The sequence below is a fragment of the Neobacillus sp. plas4 genome (genome assembly GCF_057221695.1).
Genome location: NZ_CM170152.1, coordinates 35,001 through 55,774 on the forward strand (window position 1 = coordinate 35,001; position 20,774 = coordinate 55,774).

The following is a 20,774-nucleotide window of genomic DNA, read 5'->3' on the forward strand; positions in this document are numbered from 1 at the left end:
TTCGCCCATTAAAGCGGTACGCGAGCTGGGTTCAGAACGTCGTGAGACAGTTCGGTCCCTATCCGTCGTGGGCGCAGGAAATTTGAGAGGAGCTGTCCTTAGTACGAGAGGACCGGGATGGACGCACCGCTGGTGTACCAGTTGTCTTGCCAAAGGCATCGCTGGGTAGCTATGTGCGGACGGGATAAGTGCTGAAAGCATCTAAGCATGAAGCCCCCCTCAAGATGAGATTTCCCATAGCGTCAAGCTAGTAAGAACCCTGAAAGATGATCAGGTTGATAGGTCAGAGGTGGAAGCGCGGTGACGTGTGGAGCTGACTGATACTAATCGTTCGAGGACTTAACCAATTTTTAAAAGATGAACTCGTTTTTACTAACTTCTTCTGAAATTATCTAGTTTTGAGGGAATGAAACCTCAAAAACAGTCTGGTAATAATGGCGAGAAGGTCACACCCGTTCCCATACCGAACACGGAAGTTAAGCTTCTCAGCGCCGATGGTAGTTGGGGCATTGCCCCTGTGAGAGTAGGACGTTGCCAGGCACACGAAGCACAACCTGATGAGGGTTGTGCTTTTTTGTGTTGTTCGGAAGGTTAGTTTGGCGGGAGACGGATTGTTTATAGAAGATTCGTGCCCGTGAGGCAGCAGTTTACTAAAAAAAGGTAACGTAGATGTGCTATTCGTGCCCTTGCGGTGGTGTTTTACTAAAAAGAGGTAACAAATATTTGCTATTCGTGCCCTTGCGGTGGCGTTTTTGTTAAAAGGGGAACGAGAGCCGGGAAATCATGCCCTGCGGTCTCAGCTGATTCCCTTTGACGGGTCCCTTTGGGGCACGGAGGGAATCAGAACGACAATCTGATTCCCTCCGATATCATTTTTCATTGCAAAAGTGAATCAGACCCTTCTTTTGATTCCCTCACCCTAAGATTTTCAATGGTTAAGGGAACCAAAACCCTTTTTTGATTCCCATAATCTTAGATTTCCGATGATTAAGGGAACCAAAGCTCCTTTTTGATACCCTCAACTCAAACCTTTATCCAATCCAGGGAATCAAAGCCCTCCGCTGCCCATCCTCATGCCTCAACTAACCTTAACCCATCAAATACTCATAAACCAAAAACGGCCCTTTCGTCAATGTTATGGCTAAAAAGGTTTTTATAAAAGGATGGAGGGAATCAATATCTGTTTTTGATTCCCTTCAACTTGTCTTTTCAAGCTTAGAGGGGATTAAAACTCCCCGTCCCTTAAATACCACTAACCACAAACACACAAAAAGAAAAAAAGTACGAAGTGTTTTACAATAAATCGCTACTAGACATACACCCAAACGCAATTATCAACATAGGATATACCGAGGGATGCCCTGGTGATGATAATTCTAAAAATTGTATACAATTATTAAATGCTGGGAACAATAGGTGTATGGAGGTGGTGTGGTTGAGTTCATTAGCACATAGTCATTATCAGAAAACATGCGTTATATGTGAGAATCAAAAATCAAAAGGGATACATCTATATACTTCATTTATTTGTACAGAGTGTGAAGAAGACCTAATTAAAACTGAAACACATGATCCAAAATATAAATATTATCTAAAACAACTAAGAAAAATAACAACACCTGAAATTTTCTCGTAAAAGTCCACTAGGGCTTTATTTTTTTGTTAAAATAAATAAGACTCTTTGAAGGGATATAAACCAATGAATAAGCAAAATCGTGTTCCATTATATGAAGCACTATATAAACATAAAAGTACCAATCCGATTTCATTTCATGTTCCAGGCCATAAATCTGGAACTATTTTTCATCAGCAGGCAAAGGATATCTTTCAAGAGCTGCTCAGAATGGATGCTACTGAATTATCTGGATTAGATGATTTGCACTCTCCTGAAGATGTAATTAAGGAGGCTGAAGAGCTCTTAGCTGACTTATATCAGGTTAAAAAGAGCTTTTTCTTGGTAAATGGATCCACAGTAGGCAATTTAGCAATGATCCTCTCCGTCTGTGAGAAGAATGATGTAGTACTCGTCCAAAGAAACTGCCATAAGTCAGTCTTAAATGCTTTAAAACTAGCAAAAGCTCGACCTGTGTTTATTGAACCAGATTATAATCAGGATTGGAGAACGGCAACAGGTGTTTCAAAAGAAATCATCGAAAGAGCCCTTTCACTCTATCCAGAAGTAAAGGCAATAATATTAACCTATCCAAACTACTATGGAATGGGATATGATTTAAAAAGTGTTATACAGCTTGCCCATGTACATAACATACCTGTGTTGGTAGACGAGGCCCATGGCCCTCATTTTATTATTGGAGAGCCGTTTCCGCCATCCTCAATCACACTAGGAGCAGATATCGTTGTTCAATCAGCACATAAAGCCCTTCCTGCAATGACAATGGGGTCGTATTTACATATTAATAGCAATCGGGTTAACAGCAGCAAAGTTAAAGATTACCTGCAAATGCTTCAGTCTAGCAGCCCATCATACGTTATTATGGCCTCCTTAGATCTAGCTAGAAATTATTTAGCGTCATACGGACGTAACGATAAGGAATACCTCAAAAGGGAAGTTGAAAGGTTTAAGACTGAACTGAGAAAAATTGAGTGCATTAAGGTTTTAGATTACCCTGACCCGCAGGGGGATATATTAAAGGTAACCATACAGTCCCGGTCTAAATTAAGCGGATTTGAACTTCAAAAAAAATTAGAAGAAATCGGTATTTATACAGAGCTGGCAGATCCTTATAATGTATTATTGATTCTTCCATTATTAAAGGAAAACCAAGACTATCCATTAGCAGAAACAAGCAATAAAATGAAAGAGCTGCTTGGAGATGTACCAAGTTTTTTTTATAAGGAAGATTTTCGCATGAATTTAGAAAAAATCTCTGAGTTAGCCATCCCTTTTGAGAAATTGTCGAATGTTGAGAAAGGGGCTGTCCCCATTTTAGAAGCGGAAGGACATGTATGTGCGGAGACCATTATTCCATACCCGCCAGGTATTCCCCTCCTGCTCATGGGAGAACGTATTACACAAGATAAAGTAAAGCAGCTGATTCAGCTATTGAATACGGGGGCAAGATTCCAAGGAGGGTCGTGCCTAGATAAAAATCAAATCAACATCGTTAGAAAATGAAAAAATGATTGGAGCAGTTAATATGAGTTACTTCATTACCCTTGAAGGTGGAGAGGGATCCGGAAAATCGACCCTCATAAATTATATAAAAGAATTTCTTGAAAATAGAGGGAAAAGCGTGGTTCTAACTAGAGAGCCTGGTGGAATTGATATTGCTGAACAGATACGTTCCGTTATTTTAAATAAGAAGAATACAAAAATGGACGGCCGAACAGAAGCATTACTTTATGCGTCAGCAAGAAGGCAGCATTTGGTCGAAAAGGTTATTCCTTCTCTAAATGAGGGAAATATTGTACTATGTGATCGATTCATAGATAGCAGCTTAGCCTATCAGGGCTACGCAAGAGGTTTAGGAATTGATGAGGTTTTTTCCGTAAATGAGTTCGCCATTGCCGGCTTTATGCCTGATTTAACCTTGTACTTAGATTTAGATCCACAAATAGGGCTGAATCGAATCGCTAAAAATAAAGATAGAGAAGTAAACAGATTAGATTTAGAGGAAATTCAATTTCATCTTAACGTTCGAGAAGGTTATGAAGAAGTAGTGAAAAGATTCCCGGAAAGAATTGTAAGAGTAAATGCAAATCAAGAAGTTGAAAAGGTAATGTTAGATACCAGCAAAATATTAATAGATAAGCTGAAGGTATAAAACCCATAGCATGAACTTTTAAAAGCTGGCTTCAATTATGAAGCCAGCTTTTAATCTAGTTTTTCTTCCTAAGATTATTTTGTACTGTCGAAAAAAAATCAAGTAGGCAGATAACTGAATTTTTTGAGGAATAGGGTATTGCCAGTGAAAGGGTTTTCACTTATAATTTACCTAAACCGGTTTACTAAATCGGTTTAGGAGAGAGATGCTGAATGAAAAAGGTTACAATGAAAGATGTGGCTGTCAAAGCGGGAGTTTCTAAAAGTACTGTTTCCCAATATATCAATAGCCGTTATGAATATATGGCACCAGCAACGAAGGAGAGAATTGAGAGCGCTATTAAAGAACTTGGGTATTTCCCAAACTATGTGGCAAAGAGTTTAAAGCAAAAGAAAACATCCACGATTGGGGTTATTGTTGCCAATATTCTCCACTCCTTTACAACAGAAATAATAAGAGTCATTGAGGATATATGTAAGCAGAATGATTTTCATATTTTCGTATGTAATACAGATGATGATTCGGATAAAGAGCAAAGCTATATAGAAATGTTACTAGCTAAACAAGTAGACGGCCTGATTATTTTTCCAACGACAGGGAGCATCGAGTACTATGAAAAATTAAAAAAAGCCCAATTCCCTGTAGTGTTTATTGACCGTAAAATGGAACCTGTTATTTTCCCAACTATTTTGCTAGATAACGAGAAGGCATCTGAATTAGCTGTTGAGTGCATCCTTAAAGGTGGAAGAACAAGAATTTCTTTAGTAGGCCAATCGATTGAAAGCAGAATCACCCCACGTCTCGAAAGGATTGAAGGGTATAAAAGGGCCTTAATCAAAAATGGGTTACCTGTAAATGAAAAATGGATTATAACTGCTGATTCTCATGAAATTCAAAAGCAATTATTATCTGTTTGGCAGGACAAAGAAAATCGTCCCGATGCGTTTTATGCGATTAATGGGATGGCTGCGCTTCATTTATTCACCTTTTTGAAAGCGAATGGCGTTCTCATACCTGAGGATGTAAGCGTTGTTACGATGGATGATTCACCATATTTAGCTGCCTCTACTCCGGCCATAACGGTTGTGACTCAACCAAACTATGAGATGGGGAAAGATACAGCAAATTTAATCCTTAAGTTGATTGAAAGTTCGAAGTTTGAAGAAGAATATCAGGTCATACGATATCAGCCAACACTGATAGAGCGAGAATCTGTATAAGATTGAATAGGAGTGTGCGTTTATGAAAGCTGTTCGTATTCCAAAACCAATGGAGATTGTTTTAGAAGAAGTTGAGAAACCAGTCATTAGCAGTCCGAACGAAGTACTTGTAAAAATAAAACGAGTAGGAATCTGTGGGTCGGATATGCATATTTACCATGGAACCAATCCGCTTGCCACCTATCCTCGAGTGGTTGGCCATGAGGTTGCTGGAGAAGTTGTGTCCGTTGGTGAAGCGGTAACCAATCTAAAACCAGGTGATCATGTTGTCGTCGAGCCAATCCGGTATTGTGGTAAGTGTTATGCATGCCGCAAAGGACGTCCGAATGTGTGTGAAGAACTTTCTGTATTTGGAGTCCATGAGGATGGAGGAATGCGTGAATTTGTCGTCCTTCCAGCAAAGCAGCTACATACTGTTGATCCGTCACTAGATTGGGATGAAATTGTATTGGCTGAGCCTTATACCATTGGTGCTCAAGCTACATGGCGCGGCGATGTTCAAGAGGAAGATACGGTTTTCATTCAAGGGTGTGGACCGATTGGTATCTGTATCTTGAAAATGGCGAAGATTGCAGGAGCAACAGTCATCATGTCTGATTTAAAAGCAGAGCGGCTTGCCTTTGCAAAAGATAATGGTGCAGACTTTGTGATTAATGCCGAAAATCAATCCATTGAAGAGAAAATTACGGAATTTACAAATGGAGAAGGTGCCAATGTCGTCATTGATGCCGTATGTTTACCGTCTACATTTGAATTGAGTACAAAAGTAACCTCCGTTGCCGGGACTGTTGTGGTTTTAGGCTTCGATGAGCGCCCATCGCAAATTTCACAATTGCCAATCACAAAGAAGGAATTAACCATAGTTGGGTCCCGTCTTCAAACCAATCAATTTAAGAAGGTTGTTTCATTATTAAATGAAAACAAACTAAAAGAAAATGGCTTGGTCACTCATAAATTTGCATTAAGTGATGTACAAAAAGCGTTTACCTTTGTAGAGGAAAATCCAGACATTGTAAGAAAAGCGCTTATCGTTTTTGATTAGATTGAGAAATTCGTCATTTAAGGAGATAAGATGGCATTTTGAAATGGAACGACATCCTATCTCCCATTTGCCTGGCTAACGATAAGCGGGGATAGAGGTAAATCCCATTACGGACATAGGATTCATAATTTTCGAAATAACTGTTTTTTAAAAAAGTTTATTTAACAAAAGTAGGTGTCTTTTTATGAATATGACATTTCGATGGTATGGCAGGGATAATGATTCTGTTTCAATTGAACAAATTAGGCAAATTCCAAATGTGAAAGGGATTGTTTGGGCTCTTCATAAAAAACAAGTTGGCGAGGTTTGGACGGTTGATGAAATTCGTGAAGAAGTCGACTATATCCAATCATATGGATTTCATGCCGATGTAGTTGAGAGCGTGAACATCCATGAATCGATCAAGCTTGGTAATCAAGAGAGAGATTATTATATTGAAAATTATAAACAAACCATTCGAAATTTAAGTGAGTTTAACGTAAAGGTGATTTGTTATAATTTTATGCCTGTATTTGATTGGATTCGTACAGATTTATTTCACCCGCTGCCAGATGGTTCAACGGCATTATTTTATGAGAAAGCAAAACTTGACTCACTTGGACCAGACGAGTTAATCGAAACCTTTGCATCGGCGTCTTCGAAAATGACGTTAGCTGGCTGGGAGCCTGAAAAACTAGCAAAAACAAGAGAATTATTTGAGGAATATAAAGAAGTTGATGAGGACAAGCTTTGGGAGAATCTGCGTTATTTCTTATCAGAGATTCTACCGGTATGTGAAGAGTGCGGGATCAAAATGGCGATCCATCCGGATGATCCGCCTTGGAGCTTATTTGGACTCCCACGGATTATGACAGGAGAAGAAAGTTTAAAGAAATTAGTATCCCTTTCGGATTCTCCTGCAAACGGCATCACATTCTGTACTGGTTCCTTAGGCTCCAATCTAAACAATGATATGGTTAATCTCTCCAAGAAATATGCGAAGTACTCTCCATTTTCTCACCTTCGCAATGTGAAAATATTTGATAATGGTGATTTCATTGAAACCTCTCACTTTACTGCGGATGGATCGGTGGACCTTGCAGGAGTGGTCAAAGAGCTTGCTGAGCAAGATTACCAAGGGTATGTAAGACCTGACCATGGCCGGCATATATGGGAGGAAGATTGTCGTCCGGGATATGGATTGTACGATCGAGGACTTGGAATTATGTATTTGAACGGTCTATGGGATGCCTATATGAAAATGAAAAAGGAGAACGTGTAATGTTACCTATACATGAACAGTTAAATGGGAGAGTGGCTGTTGTCACTGGGGGAAGTGGTGTTTTATGTTCAGAAATGTGCCGAGAACTTTCAAGGCACGGAGTAAAAGTTGCCATCTTAAATCGTACGGTTGAAAAAGGAGAGGCGGTCGCGGAAGAAATCCGCTCAACTGGTGGAATTGCGATTGCATTAGCAGCGAATGTCCTTGATCGTACCTCATTAGAAAAAGCTAGAGATGAAGTCATTGAACAATTTGGCAAGATTGATATTTTAATAAATGGTGCAGGCGGGAACCACCCTGATGCCATTACTGCAAATGAAACTTACGGAGAAAAGGTGGAAGGCAGGACTTTTTTTGACCTTGATGAAGAAGGTTTTTCACAGGTTTTTGCGAGCAATTTTACGGGGACATTTCTAGCAAGCCAAGTATTTGGTGAAGCACTATTGGAACAACCTGCCCCATCGATTATCAATATCTCATCCATGAGTTCGTATTCACCGATGACAAAGGTACCTGCTTATAGTGCAGCAAAAAGTGCGATCAACAATTTTACGATGTGGATGGCTGTCCACTTTGCTGAAACAGGCTTACGTGTAAACAGTATTTCACCAGGATTTTTCTTAACGAAGCAAAATCGTAATCTATTATTGAATGAAGATGGGTCGCTTACATCACGATCAAACAAAATTATTACGCATACACCGATGAAACGATTTGGAACACATGAAGATCTTCTTGGAACATTGATTTGGCTTGTTGATGAGTCATGTTCAGGGTTTGTTACAGGAATTACCGTCCCTGTAGATGGCGGATTTATGGCCTATTCAGGAGTTTAATTTTTAGAATATTTGGATGTAGGGGTCCGACCCCTACATTCAAAATTTGTTTTTTTTATTGGGAAAGATAGCGCTTTAATCCAGACAGGCGATGGGGGGATAAAAATGAAAAAGGGTTTCATAAAAGGTTTATTAGGGGTTGCTTTATTGTCAGGAATGGCAGTACTCTCGGGCTGCGGTTCGAATGGCGCTGTGGCAGGAAAAAGTACTTTAGTGAAAGTGGGGACACCGTTTGCACCAACACATCCGGTGACTGTTGCATTGTTAGAGGTATTTGAACCGGAAATTGAAAAGGCGACAAATGGAAAATATAATGTGGAAATCTATCATTCTGGTCAGATAGGCGGAGAAAAGCAATTATATGATTTTACTCGCAGCGGAATCGTTGAAGTTACAGCGGTTGGTACCGTAATGTGGAGTGAAGTTCCAATGATGTCGACTCCTGACTTTCCGTTTATTTTTAGAGATGTTGCTCATGCGAGAAAAGTATATCAAGGAGAAGTCGGAGAGTATATAGCAGAGAATTTAGAATCACAGGAGCCTCTTCAATTTTTATCATGGCATCCAAATGGTGCACGTGTTTTTAGTTCAAGCCAACCAATTAACTCTATAGAAGATTTTAAAGGACTGAAGTTGAGAATGCCAAATAACCCAATTCACGTTCAGGTTGCGCAGTCTCTCGGAGCAAATGCACAAATTATGGATTTTGGAGAAGTGTTTACTGGATTAGAACAAAAAGTGGTTGATGGACAGGATAACCCAATTTCAACGGTTAGACAAGAAGGCTGGTATAACGTTCAGGATTATATCTATGAGTCGAACCATATGGTATCCTCAATTGAATTGTTGATGTCCAATGAGTTTTGGGAGACGTTGACGAAGGAAGAAAAAGCCATTTTCCAAGAGGTTGCCGATGCAACATCGAATAAAAGCTGGGATTTATATGAAGGCAGTCTAGAAGCGGATCGAAAGTTTCTGGAGGAAGAAGGCTTAACCTATGTGGTTCCAACGGAAGAGGACAGAAAGAAATTGGTGAAGGCGATGGATCCAGTTTACGATGTGCTTTTTGAAAAATATGATTGGGCAGAAGATTTGATTAAACGAATTCAGGAAGTTAAGTAGAAGAATTGGTTTTCGAACAGGGGGGAAGGATTATGTCTAATTTTTTGGATAAGCTTTTCAAAAATGTAGATTATTTATTGGGCATCATGATGGCGTTAATGGTTGGATTTGTATTCTTAAATGTCATTTTACGTGCTGGATTTAATTCAGGGCTCGTGTGGTCAGAAGAGCTTGCGCGTTATTTGTTTGTGTTTATTACCTTTATCGGCGCTATTGGAGCGATGCGTTCCAATTCTCATTTAGGAATGGATATTGTTGTCCGCCGCTTGCCGTATAAAGGAAAGATTGCAGCCTATTTCATCAATCAAGCTTTAATTCTTGTTGTCATGGGTATGCTTGTTCAAGGAACTTATTCGATGGTCATTCAGAGTGTGGAAGCAAGAGCAGCTGCAACAGGAATTCCATTATCGGTTCTTTTCGGCATTATGATTGTGACTGCTGTCTGTATTGGAGTTAATTGTATTGCGAACATCGTTAAGGTGATAAAAGATCCAACTATAATTGATGGACTTGTTACTCTGCATGAATCGGAAGAGGATGATATTGTTGACCAGGTTAACAATGACAATAAAACCAATTCTGAAGGAAAATTGAGCATCTAAGGGGGAATGGGCAATGACAATGGGAGTATTTTTAGTAAGTTTGATTGGTGCAATGGCTTTAGGGATGCCGATTGCCTTTGCACTGCTATTAAGCGGTGTCTTCATGATGTTTTTCCTAGGGGATTTTGATACACAGATTATTGCACAAAATTTGTTTGTTGGAGCCGATAGCTTTTCTTTAATGGCGATTCCATTCTTTATTTTAGCCGGTGATTTAATGAACCGTGGCGGGCTAACGGTACGAATTGTTCGTGCAGCCACTGCTTTGGTTGGTCATATTCGTGGAGGGCTAGGTTATGTTTCGATCTTAGCTATATTATTATTTGCAAGTTTAGTAGGTTCAGCTGTTGCATCAACTGCGGCATTGGGAGCTATCTTAATCCCGATGATGACAAAGGCTGGATATGACCGTGGACGTTCAACGGCATTGATTGCAAGTGGTAATATTGTAGCTCCAATTATGCCTCCGTCTGTTCCAATGATTGTCTTTGGGGTAACAGCAGGCGTATCCGTTACCGATCTATTTATTGCAGGAATTGCCCCTGCGATTTATATTGCCATTGCTCTTAGTCTAGTTTGGGCTTGGGTAGCGCGTAAGGACAAGGTGAAACCGCTGCCGCGTGCTAGTGTTAAAGAAATGGGGAAAGCGTGTTTGGATGCCATTTGGGCAATTTTAATGCCTGTTGGTATATTAATTGGTCTTAGAGGTGGAATTTTCACTCCTACAGAGGCCGGTGTGGTTGCTGTTGTATACGCTTTAATCATCGGGATGTTTATCTATCGGGACCTGAAGCCAAAGGATGTCATGGAGTGCTTAATTAGTTCTGCGAAAACATCAAGTGTCATTATGTTGTTAGCTGCCGCAGCAATGGTATCTGCATGGCTGATGGCAGTAGGGAATGTACCGCAAGACATTTCTGAGATTTTACGTCCGTTAATTGATCGTCCGATCCTTCTTTTAATTGTGATTAATATCATTATTATTTTGGTCGGTATGGCCATGGACGTAAATCCAACCATCTTGATTTTAACACCAGTGTTAATGCCTGTTGTTAAAGAAGCAGGAATCGACCCAGTCTATTTTGGTCTATTGTTTGTATTGAACAATGTTATTGGGCTTCTAACCCCGCCAGTTGGAACCGTTCTAAATGTTGCGGTTGGTGCCGGTAAAATAAGTATGGAACGTTTGATTAAGGCCATCACCCCGTTCCTGCTTGTCGAAATCGTTATCTTATTCTTATTAATCTTTATTCCGGAATTAGTAACCGTTCCAATGGAGTTTTTCTCTGGGGAGTAAAGCTTTAGTGCAGTACCATTTAGCAGAGGACAGCATAAATTTATCCAAAAAAGGCCTTCTGAGCAAGGCCTTTTACAGACCGTTGAGAAAGTCAATTCTCAACGGTTATTTTTTAAAAACTAAGAAAAAGCCATTAAATGGAGTTTTTTTTAATCTAGTTATTCTTCCCCATAAGGATCAATCGTTTGAATGGTCCCATCCTCGTTATATTTCAGTTCCGTGTATTTCACAGAACGTTTATGATTTACGCCGTCTGATAAAGAACAGTCATGGTAGAATAAATACCACTTATCATTGAACTCAACGATTGAATGATGAGTAGTCCAGCCGATTACAGGAGTAAGAATCGTACCTTTGAATGTAAAAGGACCTTGTGGATTATCACTAACAGCATAAACAATTTTATGCGTTGAACCAGTTGAGTAAGATAGATAATAAAGACCGTTGTATTTATGAACCCATGGACCTTCAAAATATCTGCGATCCTCATCACCTGCAAGAATCGGGTTGCCGTCTTCATCTACAATGGAAATTTCCTTCGGTTCGCTCTTAAATGTAAGCATATCGTCGCTTAATTCAGCTACTATTGGTCCTAAAGCAGGTTCTGTTGGTGCTGGACCTTCAGCATCCGGAATAAAGGTTCTAGTCTGCCATTTTTCCAGTTGTCCTCCCCAAAGACCACCAAAATACATATAAGCCCTTTCATCATTATCCACTAACACAGCAGGGTCAATGCTGAAGCTGCCCGGAATGTAATTTTCCTCTGGTGTAAAAGGTCCTGCAGGGTTTGGACTTGTTGCGACACCAATTCTGAAAATACCATCATGATCTCTTGCTGGGAAGAATAAATAATACGTATTGTTTTTGTAAGCAGCATCAGGTGCCCACATTTGTTTAGATGCCCATGGGACATCTTTTACGTGAAGCGCTTCCCCGTGGTCGATAACAGCAGAATCAACATCGTCCATCGATAGGACATGATAATCTTCCATCTTATATTGGTCGCCATTATCGTTTGAAGGTTCATCATGATCAAGGTCATGTGAAGGATAGATATAAAGCTTTCCTTCAAAGACATGCGCGGAAGGGTCTGCAGTAAAAATATGTGTAACTAAAGGTTCATTTGGTTTTGAATTTTTCATTATCATATCTCTCCTATAGCTAGTTTAGATACTTACGGTTTCATTATAACTGAAGTTAATAACTTTGTATATTGAATAAACTAACATTTTTTAAGAACTTGTAAATAAAAAAACCCCGCCTCCTTAAAATGGGGCAGGGGTGCATGACCTATGATTTTACTTCTTCCTTGATAAATCTCTCCACAACAAAAGCAGATACACCTAGTGATGTTGAGTATTTCCCTAGTTTCGGGAAATCTAAGTGGACTTCTTTTTGGTGGTGTGTGAGTGTATGGTTTTCAATTGTTGTTCGGATTGGCTGTTCAATCCATTGTCTTGCCATCGATAATCGGTTACCCAGAATGACCTGGTCAGGATTAAAGGTATTAATAATGTTATTGATTCCATATCCAAGGAAGGTTCCAATTTCACTGAAACTTCTTAGTGCAGTTCCATCTCTATTTTTTGCTAATTCTATTAATGACTCCAGTGAATCTGAGTTAGCCAGCTCCAATAGGGCGTTTTCAGAAGCATATGCTTCCCAACATCCTCTGCTGCCACAGCTGCAGGGCTTTCCGTTGAGATCGATGATCATATGTCCCATTTCGCCTGAAAATCCATTTTTACCTTGATATAATTCTTTGTTTAAAATAATCCCGACACCGATACCAATGCCAGCACTAATATATAGGATGTTTTGGAAGTCTTGACCCGCACCGAATTGCTGCTCACCAAAAGCTCCAGCGTTTGCCTCGTTTTCAATAATGACAGGAACATGGAATAATTCCTCAAGGTCGTTTTTTAACTGGATATTGGTCCATCCTAAGTTTGGAGCAAGAAGGATAGAGCCTTCCTTGTTTACAATACCTGGTACACCTACTCCTATACCTACAATTCCATACCTGCTTGCAGGCATTTCATCAATAATGGATTGAATCATATTCTGAATAATGCTCATGATCGAAGGATAAGGAGTTCGTTTTACAGATTGATTTTTTTCAATTAGAATATTGCCTTTCAAATCTGTCAATACACTTAAAACATAGTTTACACCAATATCAATTCCCACAGAATATCCGGCAACTTTATTAAAATGGAGGATTACGGGGCGCCGTCCGCCGCTTGATTCCCCTGGTCCAGATTCAAAAATAAGCTCTTCTTCTAATAATTCATTAACTAAAGAAGAAACAGTTGCCTTATGCAAACCAGATACTTGCGCTATGTCTGCTCTTGAGATTGGCTCTTTATCCATAATTAATTGTAATACGAGTGCTTTATTATTTTTTTTTACTATTTGTTGGTTCCATGACATGGGTTCCATTAAAAAGACTCCTTATTGGGTAGTATCAATATTTTAACACAAACTTTGTTTGGTGAGTATACAAATTAAAAACTGGAACAGTACTATGGACCGTCGTTTATCCGATTAAATCAATTATTATAGGGTCACTATACTTCATCCATTTAGGAGAGAATGACATAATTTGTTCTAATTTGGACAAAATTAAGTAGAAGAAAAAAATTTAAAAAAACTTAGTTTATTGAATAGACAAACAAAGATTAGTGATGCTATAATCTACTCAAGCAAAGGTTTTAGATTAAGATTAACGACCTTTTGTAAGCATTTACATCTTTAAGCTAAAAACCATTAATCTATTAGGAGGAATAACCACATGGCTTATTTCGAAACTGTAAATAAAATTCAATTTGAAGGTGCTTCATCAAAAAATCCATTTGCATTTAAATACTATAATCCGGAAGAAAAAATCAACGGAAAAACAATGGAAGAAGTCCTTCGTTTCTCGGTTGCTTACTGGCACACATTTAATGCTGATGGATCTGATCCATTCGGTGTTGGAACTGCAATCCGTCCTTGGGATCGTTTCACAGGTTTAGACTTAGCAAAAGCACGCGTTGAAGCTGCATTTGAACTTTTTGAAAAATTAAACGTTCCTTTCTTTGCCTTCCATGATGTGGATATCGCTCCAGAAGGAAGCACGTTAAAAGAGTCGAACGAAAACCAAGATGTTATTGTTGGTATGATCAAAGAATACATGAAAACTAGCAAGACTAAGTTGCTTTGGAACACTGCAAACATGTTCTCTAACCCACGTTATACTCACGGTGCTGCAACATCCCCAAATGCAGATGTATTTGCTTACTCTGCAGCAAAAGTGAAAAAAGCATTAGAAGTTGCAAAAGAACTAGGTGCAGAAAACTATGTATTCTGGGGCGGCCGTGAAGGTTACGAAACACTTCTAAATACTGATATGAAGCTTGAACAAGATAATTTAGCGCGCTTCTTCCATATGGCAGTAGACTATGCAAAAGAAATCGGCTTAAACGTTCCATTCTTAATCGAGCCAAAACCAAAAGAGCCAACAAAACACCAATATGACTTCGATGTTGCTACTGGTCTAGCATTCTTACAAAAGTATGATCTTACTGATTACTTCAAGTTCAACATCGAAGCTAACCATGCTACATTAGCTGGTCACACATTTGAGCATGAGTTAAGAACAGCTCGTATCAACGGAATGTTAGGATCTGTTGACGCTAACCAAGGTGATAGTTTACTTGGCTGGGATACAGATGAATTCCCAACCGATTTGTACACTAACACATTAGCAATGTACGAAATCTTAAAGAATGGCGGATTAGGCAAGGGAGGATTGAACTTCGACGCGAAAGTACGTCGTGGCTCATTTGAACCAGAGGATCTATTCCACGCACACATCGCTGGTATGGATGCTTTTGCCATCGGTTTAAAAGTTGCTAACAAGTTAATCGAGGACAAAGCTCTAGATAGCTTCATTGAAGAGCGCTACAGCAGCTTTACAAAAGGAATTGGCTTAGACATCGTTGAAGGAAAAACTAACTTCAAAGAGCTTGAAGCTTATGCCCTTGGTCTAACAGAAATCAAAAACACGTCCGGCAGAACAGAGCGACTTAAAGCTACAGTTAACCAATATCTATTAGAAACACTTTCAAGTGTCAGAGTTTAATCTATTAAATATAAAAAAAGTGCTGGCAGTCTATTACTCCAGCACTTTTTTTGAAAAGGCTATTTTCGTAAAGATGTTGTTAAAATCTTAAAGCCGATTTTAACGTGGAAATATCTATTTTGCGCTTTGGAATTTATTTTGCTGGCTCTTTTCTTAATTGAATTTATGTTTTCGAGGATTTTGCAAAATCATTAATTTTTGTTCTAAAAAGGAACAAAGTTTAAGAAAAGAGCCTTGAAAAGGATGATAGGAATGAAATACGTAATTGGTGTTGACCTCGGCACAAGTGCAGTAAAAATTTTGCTTGTAAATCAGAATGGTGAAGTTTGTCATGAAATATCAAAATCATATCCACTTATTATTGAAAAATCTAGCTACAGTGAACAAAATCCGGAAGAATGGGTTGAAAAAACGACAGTTGGTTTAGCGGAACTCCTCAAGCAGTTTAATGGAGACGTAAACGATATCGAGGGCATCAGCTTCTCCGGTCAGATGCACGGTTTAGTTTTATTAGATGAAAACAACCAAGTATTAAGAAACGCTATTTTATGGAATGATACCAGAACCTCGAAGCAATGTCAGGAAATCTATGATGTTATCGGAAGAGAGCGATTATTAGAAGTAACGAAAAATCCAGCTTTAGAGGGCTTTACTTTGCCAAAAATTCTTTGGGTAAAAGAAAACGAACCAGAAATTTTTGAACGTGCCAGAGTGTTTATGCTTCCAAAGGATTATTTGCGCTATCGTATAACAGGAAACATTCATATGGAGTACTCCGATGCTGCCGGAACACTGCTGCTAAATGTAGCAAAGCGGGAATGGAGCCAAGAGGTGCTAAATGCCTTTGGACTATCTGTTGATTTTTGTCCGCCTTTAGTAGAATCAAGTGCTTTAGTGGGTACGGTAAGTGCTGAATATGCGAAAGAGTCGAGATTATCAGAAGCTGTTAAAGTGTTCGCAGGCGGTGCGGACAATGCGTGTGGTGCGATTGGTTCCGGGATACTGGCAGAAGGGAAAACGTTAGCGAGTATCGGTACCTCTGGTGTCGTCCTTTCTTATGAAGATAGAAATGACCTTGATTTTGAAGGAAAGGTTCACTACTTTAACCATAGTGAGGAAAATGCTTACTATACCATGGGTGTTACCCTTGCGGCTGGCTATAGCTTAAGCTGGTTTAAAGAAACCTTTGCAAAAGGAGAAGCATTTGATCAGTTTTTAGCAGGGATAGAAGAAGTACCTGCGGGCAGCAATGGCTTATTATTTACACCATATATTGTCGGTGAAAGAACACCGTACGCAGATTCCAATATTCGCGGAAGCTTTATTGGCATGGACGCATCTCATGAGCGTAAACACTTTGCCCGTGCGGTTCTTGAAGGGATTACCTTCTCTTTAAATGAATCCATTGAGATTTTCAGAAGCAGCGGTAAGAAGATTGATAGTGTTATCTCTATCGGCGGGGGCGCGAAAAACGATATATGGCTGCAGATGCAAGCAGATATTTTTAATACAAAGATTGAGAAGCTTACAAGTGAGCAAGGCCCTGGAATGGGTGCGGCTATGTTAGCGGCATATGGCTGCGGTTGGTTCCCTTCTTTAAAGGAATGTGCACAGCATTTTATTCAGACTGCCAAAATCTATTATCCAATTAAAGAAAATGTCGAGGTATACGCAAAGCTATTTAACGTCTATCAACAAGTATACAGACAAACAAAGGTGCTGAATGACCAATTAACGGAGTATAGAAAGTAATCAGCGGTTTTGGCTCGTTTTAACCCCTTAGATGATATTCGAGCCTAAGGGGTTAATTATTTTTATAAACTAACCTAATCAAAAAATACGCAGAAGGAGATGTATGAATGACGACGCATACAAGCTTAGAGGTTCCTTCCTTAAAAAAGGTATACGAAAACTATTTTGACATTGGTGCTGCTGTTAACCTTCAAACAATTATGACACAACGTATGTTATTAGCTCAGCACTTTAATAGTATTACAGCTGAGAATGATATGAAGTTTGAAAACATACAGCCTTATGAAGGTCAATTTACCTTTAAAAAGGCTGATGAATTGGCGGAATTTGCACAGAGTAATGGAATGAAAATGCGCGGTCACACTCTCATTTGGCACAATCAGACTCCGGAATGGGTGTTTCAGGATGTTAATGGTGAGCAGGTTGATAGAGAAACCCTGTTACAGAGGATGAAGGACCATATTAACGCGGTAATGGGCAGATATAAAGGGACAATTTTCTGCTGGGATGTTGTGAATGAAGCAGTAACCGATGAGGGTTCACAATTGTATAGACCTACAAAATGGTTAGAAATTATCGGTGAGGATTATATCGAAAAAGCGTTTGAATTTGCCCATGAAGCTGATCCGGAGGCGCTGCTTTTTTACAATGATTATAATGAGTCCAATCCACAAAAGCGTGAGAAAATCTATAAGCTTGTTAAATCGCTGATTGATAAGAGTGTTCCCATTCATGGTATAGGGCTCCAAGCTCATTGGAATTTAGTAAATCCAAGTCTAGAAGATATTCGTACAGCTATTGAACGTTATGCATCTCTTGGTCTAAAGCTGCACCTTACAGAATTAGATATATCCGTTTTTAACCATGATGATAAGCGAACTGACCTTACGGAACCAGCTCCTGAAATGTTAGAAATGCAGGCTGAAAGATACCATCAAGTATTTCAGATACTTAGAGACTATCGAGACTCTATCACTTCAATAACGTTTTGGGGAGCTGCTGATGATTATACCTGGTTAAACGATTTTCCTGTTAAAGGAAGAAAAAATTGGCCGTTTCTCTTTGACGAAAATCATCAACCTAAAGAATCTTTCTGGAAGGTTGTTCAATTTTAATACCAGGAGATTAGTAGAGAAGGATAAAAGTGTTTGCTGTAAATCATTGAAGACAACGTGAAGGGAGAATAACAGAATGTTACCATTGAATTCAAATTTAGAGGGAAAAGTAGCCGTTGTTACTGGCGGCGGTGGAGTTTTATGCGGCTGTATGGCCAGAGAACTAGGAAGGCAGGGTATGAAAGTAGCTGTTTTAAATCGTACCTATGAGAAGGCTGCAAAGGTAGTGAATGAAATAAAGGCAGCAGGCGGAGAGGCACTTGCTATTGAATGTGATGTATTGAGTGTTGAAAGTGTGAAACGAGCGGAGGAAATAGTCTCTGCTGAATATGGCAGCTGTGATTTGCTAATCAATGGCGCCGGCGGCAATCATCCAAATGGAATCACAACAAAGGAAATCTTTGAAAAAAATGATCTTACCCGTGATGATTTAACAACCTTTTTTGATATGACACCTGAGGGATTTGGGTTTGTCTTCAATTTGAACTTTATTGGAACACTTATTCCTACACAAATTTTTGCGAAAAACATGATTGAAAACCAAGGGACCATTATTAATATCTCATCCATGAGTGCCCCAAGTCCGATGACAAAGGTACCGGCCTATAGTGCGGCGAAATCAGCTATTGAGAATTTTACAAAATGGCTATCCGTTCATTTTGCTGAAGCTGGACTACGCATAAATGCTATTGCTCCTGGCTTCTTTTTAACAGAGCAAAACCGTGCGCTTTTGACAAACCCAGATGGAACAAATACTGAAAGAACCAACAAAATTCTAGCAGGTACTCCAATGAGAAGATTGGGGAAACCAGAAGATTTACTAGGTACCTTATTATGGCTTGCTGACAAAGAAGCCAGCGGATTTGTCACTGGAATAAGTGTCCCAGTGGATGGCGGGTTTATGGCGTATTCAGGAGTATAAATTCGTAAGAAATTTGGGAGGAGAGTATACATGGATGTTGTGACGATTGGAGAAACAATGGTCCTTTTCACGCCACAGTCTTCCCCGCTAATGAGGTATGCTGAAACATTTTCAAGAGGTTTCGGTGGTGCTGAAACCAATGTTGCAATAGGTTTAACAAGGTTAGGCCATCAGGCAGGCTGGATTAGTAAGGTAGGTAATGACGAATTTGGCAAAGCAATGCTTTCCTTTATCCGAGGAGAAGGAGTTGACATAAGTCAAGTTAAAGTGGATTCCACTGCACCTACAGGGATGTATTTTAAAGAGATTAGAAGCGGCAATCAAGTCCGTGTTCAATACTTTAGGAAGGGTTCAGCAGCAAGTCTTTTACAACCCTCGGATTTAGACGAAAAGTATATTGCCAATGCAAAATATTTACATGTGACCGGCATTACACCGGCATTAAGTGAATCATGCTATCGAACGATTATACGAGCAATTTCAATCGCTAAAGAAAATGGCGTAAAAGTTGTTTTTGATCCAAACTTACGAAGAAAACTGTGGTCAGAAGATAGAGCGAGAAAGGTTTTATTAGAAATTGCCTCCTTAGCGGATATCATTCTTCCTGGGAAAGATGAAGGCTTCTTTTTGTTTGGTGTCGAAGACCCTGAAACATTGGGAGAACGATTTTTAAACAATGGTTCGTCAGTGGTTGTCCTAAAACTAGGGGCAGAAGGTGCCTATTATTTCACTCAATCTGAGCGAAAAATAGTTCCAGGGTACCAGGTGGATAAAGTTGTCGATCCAGTTGGTGCAGGAGATGCTTTTGCTGCTGGATTTCTGTCTGGTTTACTGAATGGACTATCTATCGACAAGGCCGTAGATAAAGCAAATGGGGTTGGGGCTATGGTTACCATGATTCCTGGTGATTTTGAAGGGTTGCCAGATGATGAGGAACTTGATGCGTTTATGCGGGTTTCCAATACAGAGGATGTAATTAGATAGGGAAGGAGATACCTATGAGTCTTTTACAAGAAATAATTGATAGTGGAGTTGTTGCAGTGATTCGAGGTGCAAAGCCGGATACGATTATCCCAATTGCTGAAACATTAATTGCAGGTGGCGTAAAAGCGATTGAAATTACAGCTGAAACACCAGGTGCCTTACAGCTAATTGAAAAGGTTTCTAATGTATTAGGTGATAAAGTGATTGCCGGTGCAGGAACTGTTCTCGACCCAGAGACGGCCAGAACGGCAATCATGCATGGTGCAAAATTCATTTTCTCACCAACTATAAATATTGAAACGATTAAAATGACAAAAAGATATGGTGTTATTAGTGTACCGGGAGCCATGACTCCAACCGAAATTTTATCAGGATATGAGAATGGGGCAGATATGATTAAGGTCTTTCCAGCAAATATCCTGGGTCCTGGTTACTTAAAGGATGTCCATGGGCCGCTTCCACAAATACCGCTAATGCCAACTGGCGGAATCAATATTGAAAATACTGCGAATTACATTAAGGCAGGTGCAGTTGCAGTTGGAGTTGGCAGCACTCTTGTGAATACAAAGGAAGAAATGACCGATGCCTATTTCAGTAATTTAACGGAAAAAGCAATTAGGTTTGTAGAGCAAGTTCAGCTTGCCAGAAAAGCTTAATATAAAAGTTCTACAAAAAAACTAAATTTTAAACAAAAAACTACAAATGTCAAG

Annotated in this window: 18 protein-coding genes and 2 rRNA genes (1 of these 20 only partly in view); 18 read left to right on the top strand and 2 right to left on the bottom strand. The window is 39.5% G+C overall.

The window, feature by feature from the left end; genetic code table 11:
• The 12 genes from AC2TFD_RS00165 to AC2TFD_RS00220 all read left to right on the top strand — a co-directional run.
• A 23S ribosomal RNA gene (locus tag AC2TFD_RS00165) occupies positions 1–347 on the top strand; it begins 2,589 nt to the left of the window's first position.
• Positions 348–424: 77 nt separating this feature from the next.
• Positions 425–540 (top strand): 5S ribosomal RNA (gene rrf / locus AC2TFD_RS00170).
• Between the two features lie 880 nt (positions 541–1,420).
• On the top strand, positions 1,421–1,636 hold the full coding sequence (locus AC2TFD_RS00175; protein ID WP_484674757.1) for a sigma factor G inhibitor Gin: 216 nt from the start codon (positions 1,421–1,423) through the stop codon (positions 1,634–1,636).
• 63 nt (positions 1,637–1,699) lie between these two features.
• Entirely contained in the window at positions 1,700–3,136 is a 1,437-nt protein-coding gene (locus tag AC2TFD_RS00180) for an aminotransferase class I/II-fold pyridoxal phosphate-dependent enzyme (protein ID WP_484674758.1), read from the top strand.
• Positions 3,137–3,158: 22 nt separating this feature from the next.
• Positions 3,159–3,785 (top strand): dTMP kinase, encoded by a 627-nt coding sequence (gene tmk, locus AC2TFD_RS00185; RefSeq protein WP_335510256.1) that lies wholly within the window; start codon positions 3,159–3,161, stop codon positions 3,783–3,785.
• A 212-nt stretch (positions 3,786–3,997) separates the two neighbouring features.
• A complete protein-coding gene (locus tag AC2TFD_RS00190) occupies positions 3,998–5,005 on the top strand; it encodes a LacI family DNA-binding transcriptional regulator (RefSeq protein WP_484674759.1) in 1,008 nt (335 codons plus the stop codon).
• Between the two features lie 22 nt (positions 5,006–5,027).
• Positions 5,028–6,047, top strand: a complete 1,020-nt coding sequence (locus AC2TFD_RS00195) for a zinc-binding alcohol dehydrogenase family protein (RefSeq protein WP_484674760.1) — start codon at positions 5,028–5,030, stop codon at positions 6,045–6,047.
• 184 nt (positions 6,048–6,231) lie between these two features.
• Positions 6,232–7,308, top strand: coding sequence for a mannonate dehydratase (gene uxuA / locus AC2TFD_RS00200; protein ID WP_335510262.1), 1,077 nt, complete (start codon positions 6,232–6,234; stop codon positions 7,306–7,308).
• Complete coding sequence (locus tag AC2TFD_RS00205; RefSeq protein ID WP_484674761.1) at positions 7,308–8,144, top strand: SDR family oxidoreductase; 837 nt, start codon at positions 7,308–7,310, stop codon at positions 8,142–8,144. The genes uxuA and AC2TFD_RS00205 overlap by 1 nt, the downstream gene beginning before the upstream one ends.
• 105 nt (positions 8,145–8,249) lie before the next feature.
• A complete protein-coding gene (locus AC2TFD_RS00210; RefSeq protein WP_335510265.1) occupies positions 8,250–9,266 on the top strand; it encodes a TRAP transporter substrate-binding protein in 1,017 nt (338 codons plus the stop codon).
• Positions 9,267–9,298: 32 nt separating this feature from the next.
• On the top strand, positions 9,299–9,868 hold the full coding sequence (locus tag AC2TFD_RS00215; protein WP_335510268.1) for a TRAP transporter small permease: 570 nt from the start codon (positions 9,299–9,301) through the stop codon (positions 9,866–9,868).
• A 13-nt stretch (positions 9,869–9,881) separates the two neighbouring features.
• On the top strand, positions 9,882–11,165 hold the full coding sequence (locus tag AC2TFD_RS00220) for a TRAP transporter large permease (protein WP_335510270.1): 1,284 nt from the start codon (positions 9,882–9,884) through the stop codon (positions 11,163–11,165).
• 158 nt (positions 11,166–11,323) lie between these two features.
• Here AC2TFD_RS00220 and AC2TFD_RS00225 read toward each other — a convergent pair whose 3' ends face one another.
• Positions 11,324–12,313 carry a glycoside hydrolase family 43 protein gene (locus tag AC2TFD_RS00225; protein ID WP_484674762.1) on the bottom strand — a complete coding sequence of 330 codons (990 nt, stop codon included), beginning with the start codon at positions 12,311–12,313 and terminating at the stop codon, positions 11,324–11,326.
• A 142-nt stretch (positions 12,314–12,455) separates the two neighbouring features.
• On the bottom strand, positions 12,456–13,607 hold the full coding sequence (locus tag AC2TFD_RS00230) for an ROK family protein (RefSeq protein WP_484674763.1): 1,152 nt from the start codon (positions 13,605–13,607) through the stop codon (positions 12,456–12,458).
• A gap of 352 nt (positions 13,608–13,959) precedes the next feature.
• On the opposite strand from AC2TFD_RS00230, the gene xylA reads away from it, so the two are divergent.
• From xylA to AC2TFD_RS00260, 6 genes are all read left to right on the top strand, one after another.
• Positions 13,960–15,291: a xylose isomerase gene (gene xylA / locus AC2TFD_RS00235; RefSeq protein ID WP_484674764.1), complete on the top strand. Its 1,332-nt coding sequence runs from the start codon at positions 13,960–13,962 to the stop codon at positions 15,289–15,291.
• Positions 15,292–15,543: 252 nt separating this feature from the next.
• The gene (xylB, locus tag AC2TFD_RS00240; RefSeq protein WP_484674765.1) at positions 15,544–17,043 is read left to right on the top strand and encodes a xylulokinase; all 1,500 of its coding nucleotides are present in this window, start codon (positions 15,544–15,546) and stop codon (positions 17,041–17,043) included.
• 107 nt (positions 17,044–17,150) lie between these two features.
• The gene (locus AC2TFD_RS00245) at positions 17,151–18,158 is read left to right on the top strand and encodes an endo-1,4-beta-xylanase (RefSeq protein ID WP_484674766.1); all 1,008 of its coding nucleotides are present in this window, start codon (positions 17,151–17,153) and stop codon (positions 18,156–18,158) included.
• Between the two features lie 76 nt (positions 18,159–18,234).
• Positions 18,235–19,080, top strand: a complete 846-nt coding sequence (locus AC2TFD_RS00250; RefSeq protein ID WP_484674767.1) for an SDR family oxidoreductase — start codon at positions 18,235–18,237, stop codon at positions 19,078–19,080.
• Positions 19,081–19,110: 30 nt separating this feature from the next.
• Positions 19,111–20,064, top strand: coding sequence for a sugar kinase (locus AC2TFD_RS00255; protein ID WP_484674768.1), 954 nt, complete (start codon positions 19,111–19,113; stop codon positions 20,062–20,064).
• Positions 20,065–20,078: 14 nt separating this feature from the next.
• Positions 20,079–20,720, top strand: a complete 642-nt coding sequence (locus tag AC2TFD_RS00260) for a bifunctional 4-hydroxy-2-oxoglutarate aldolase/2-dehydro-3-deoxy-phosphogluconate aldolase (protein WP_484674769.1) — start codon at positions 20,079–20,081, stop codon at positions 20,718–20,720.
• The last annotated feature ends 54 nt before the right edge of the window (positions 20,721–20,774 follow it).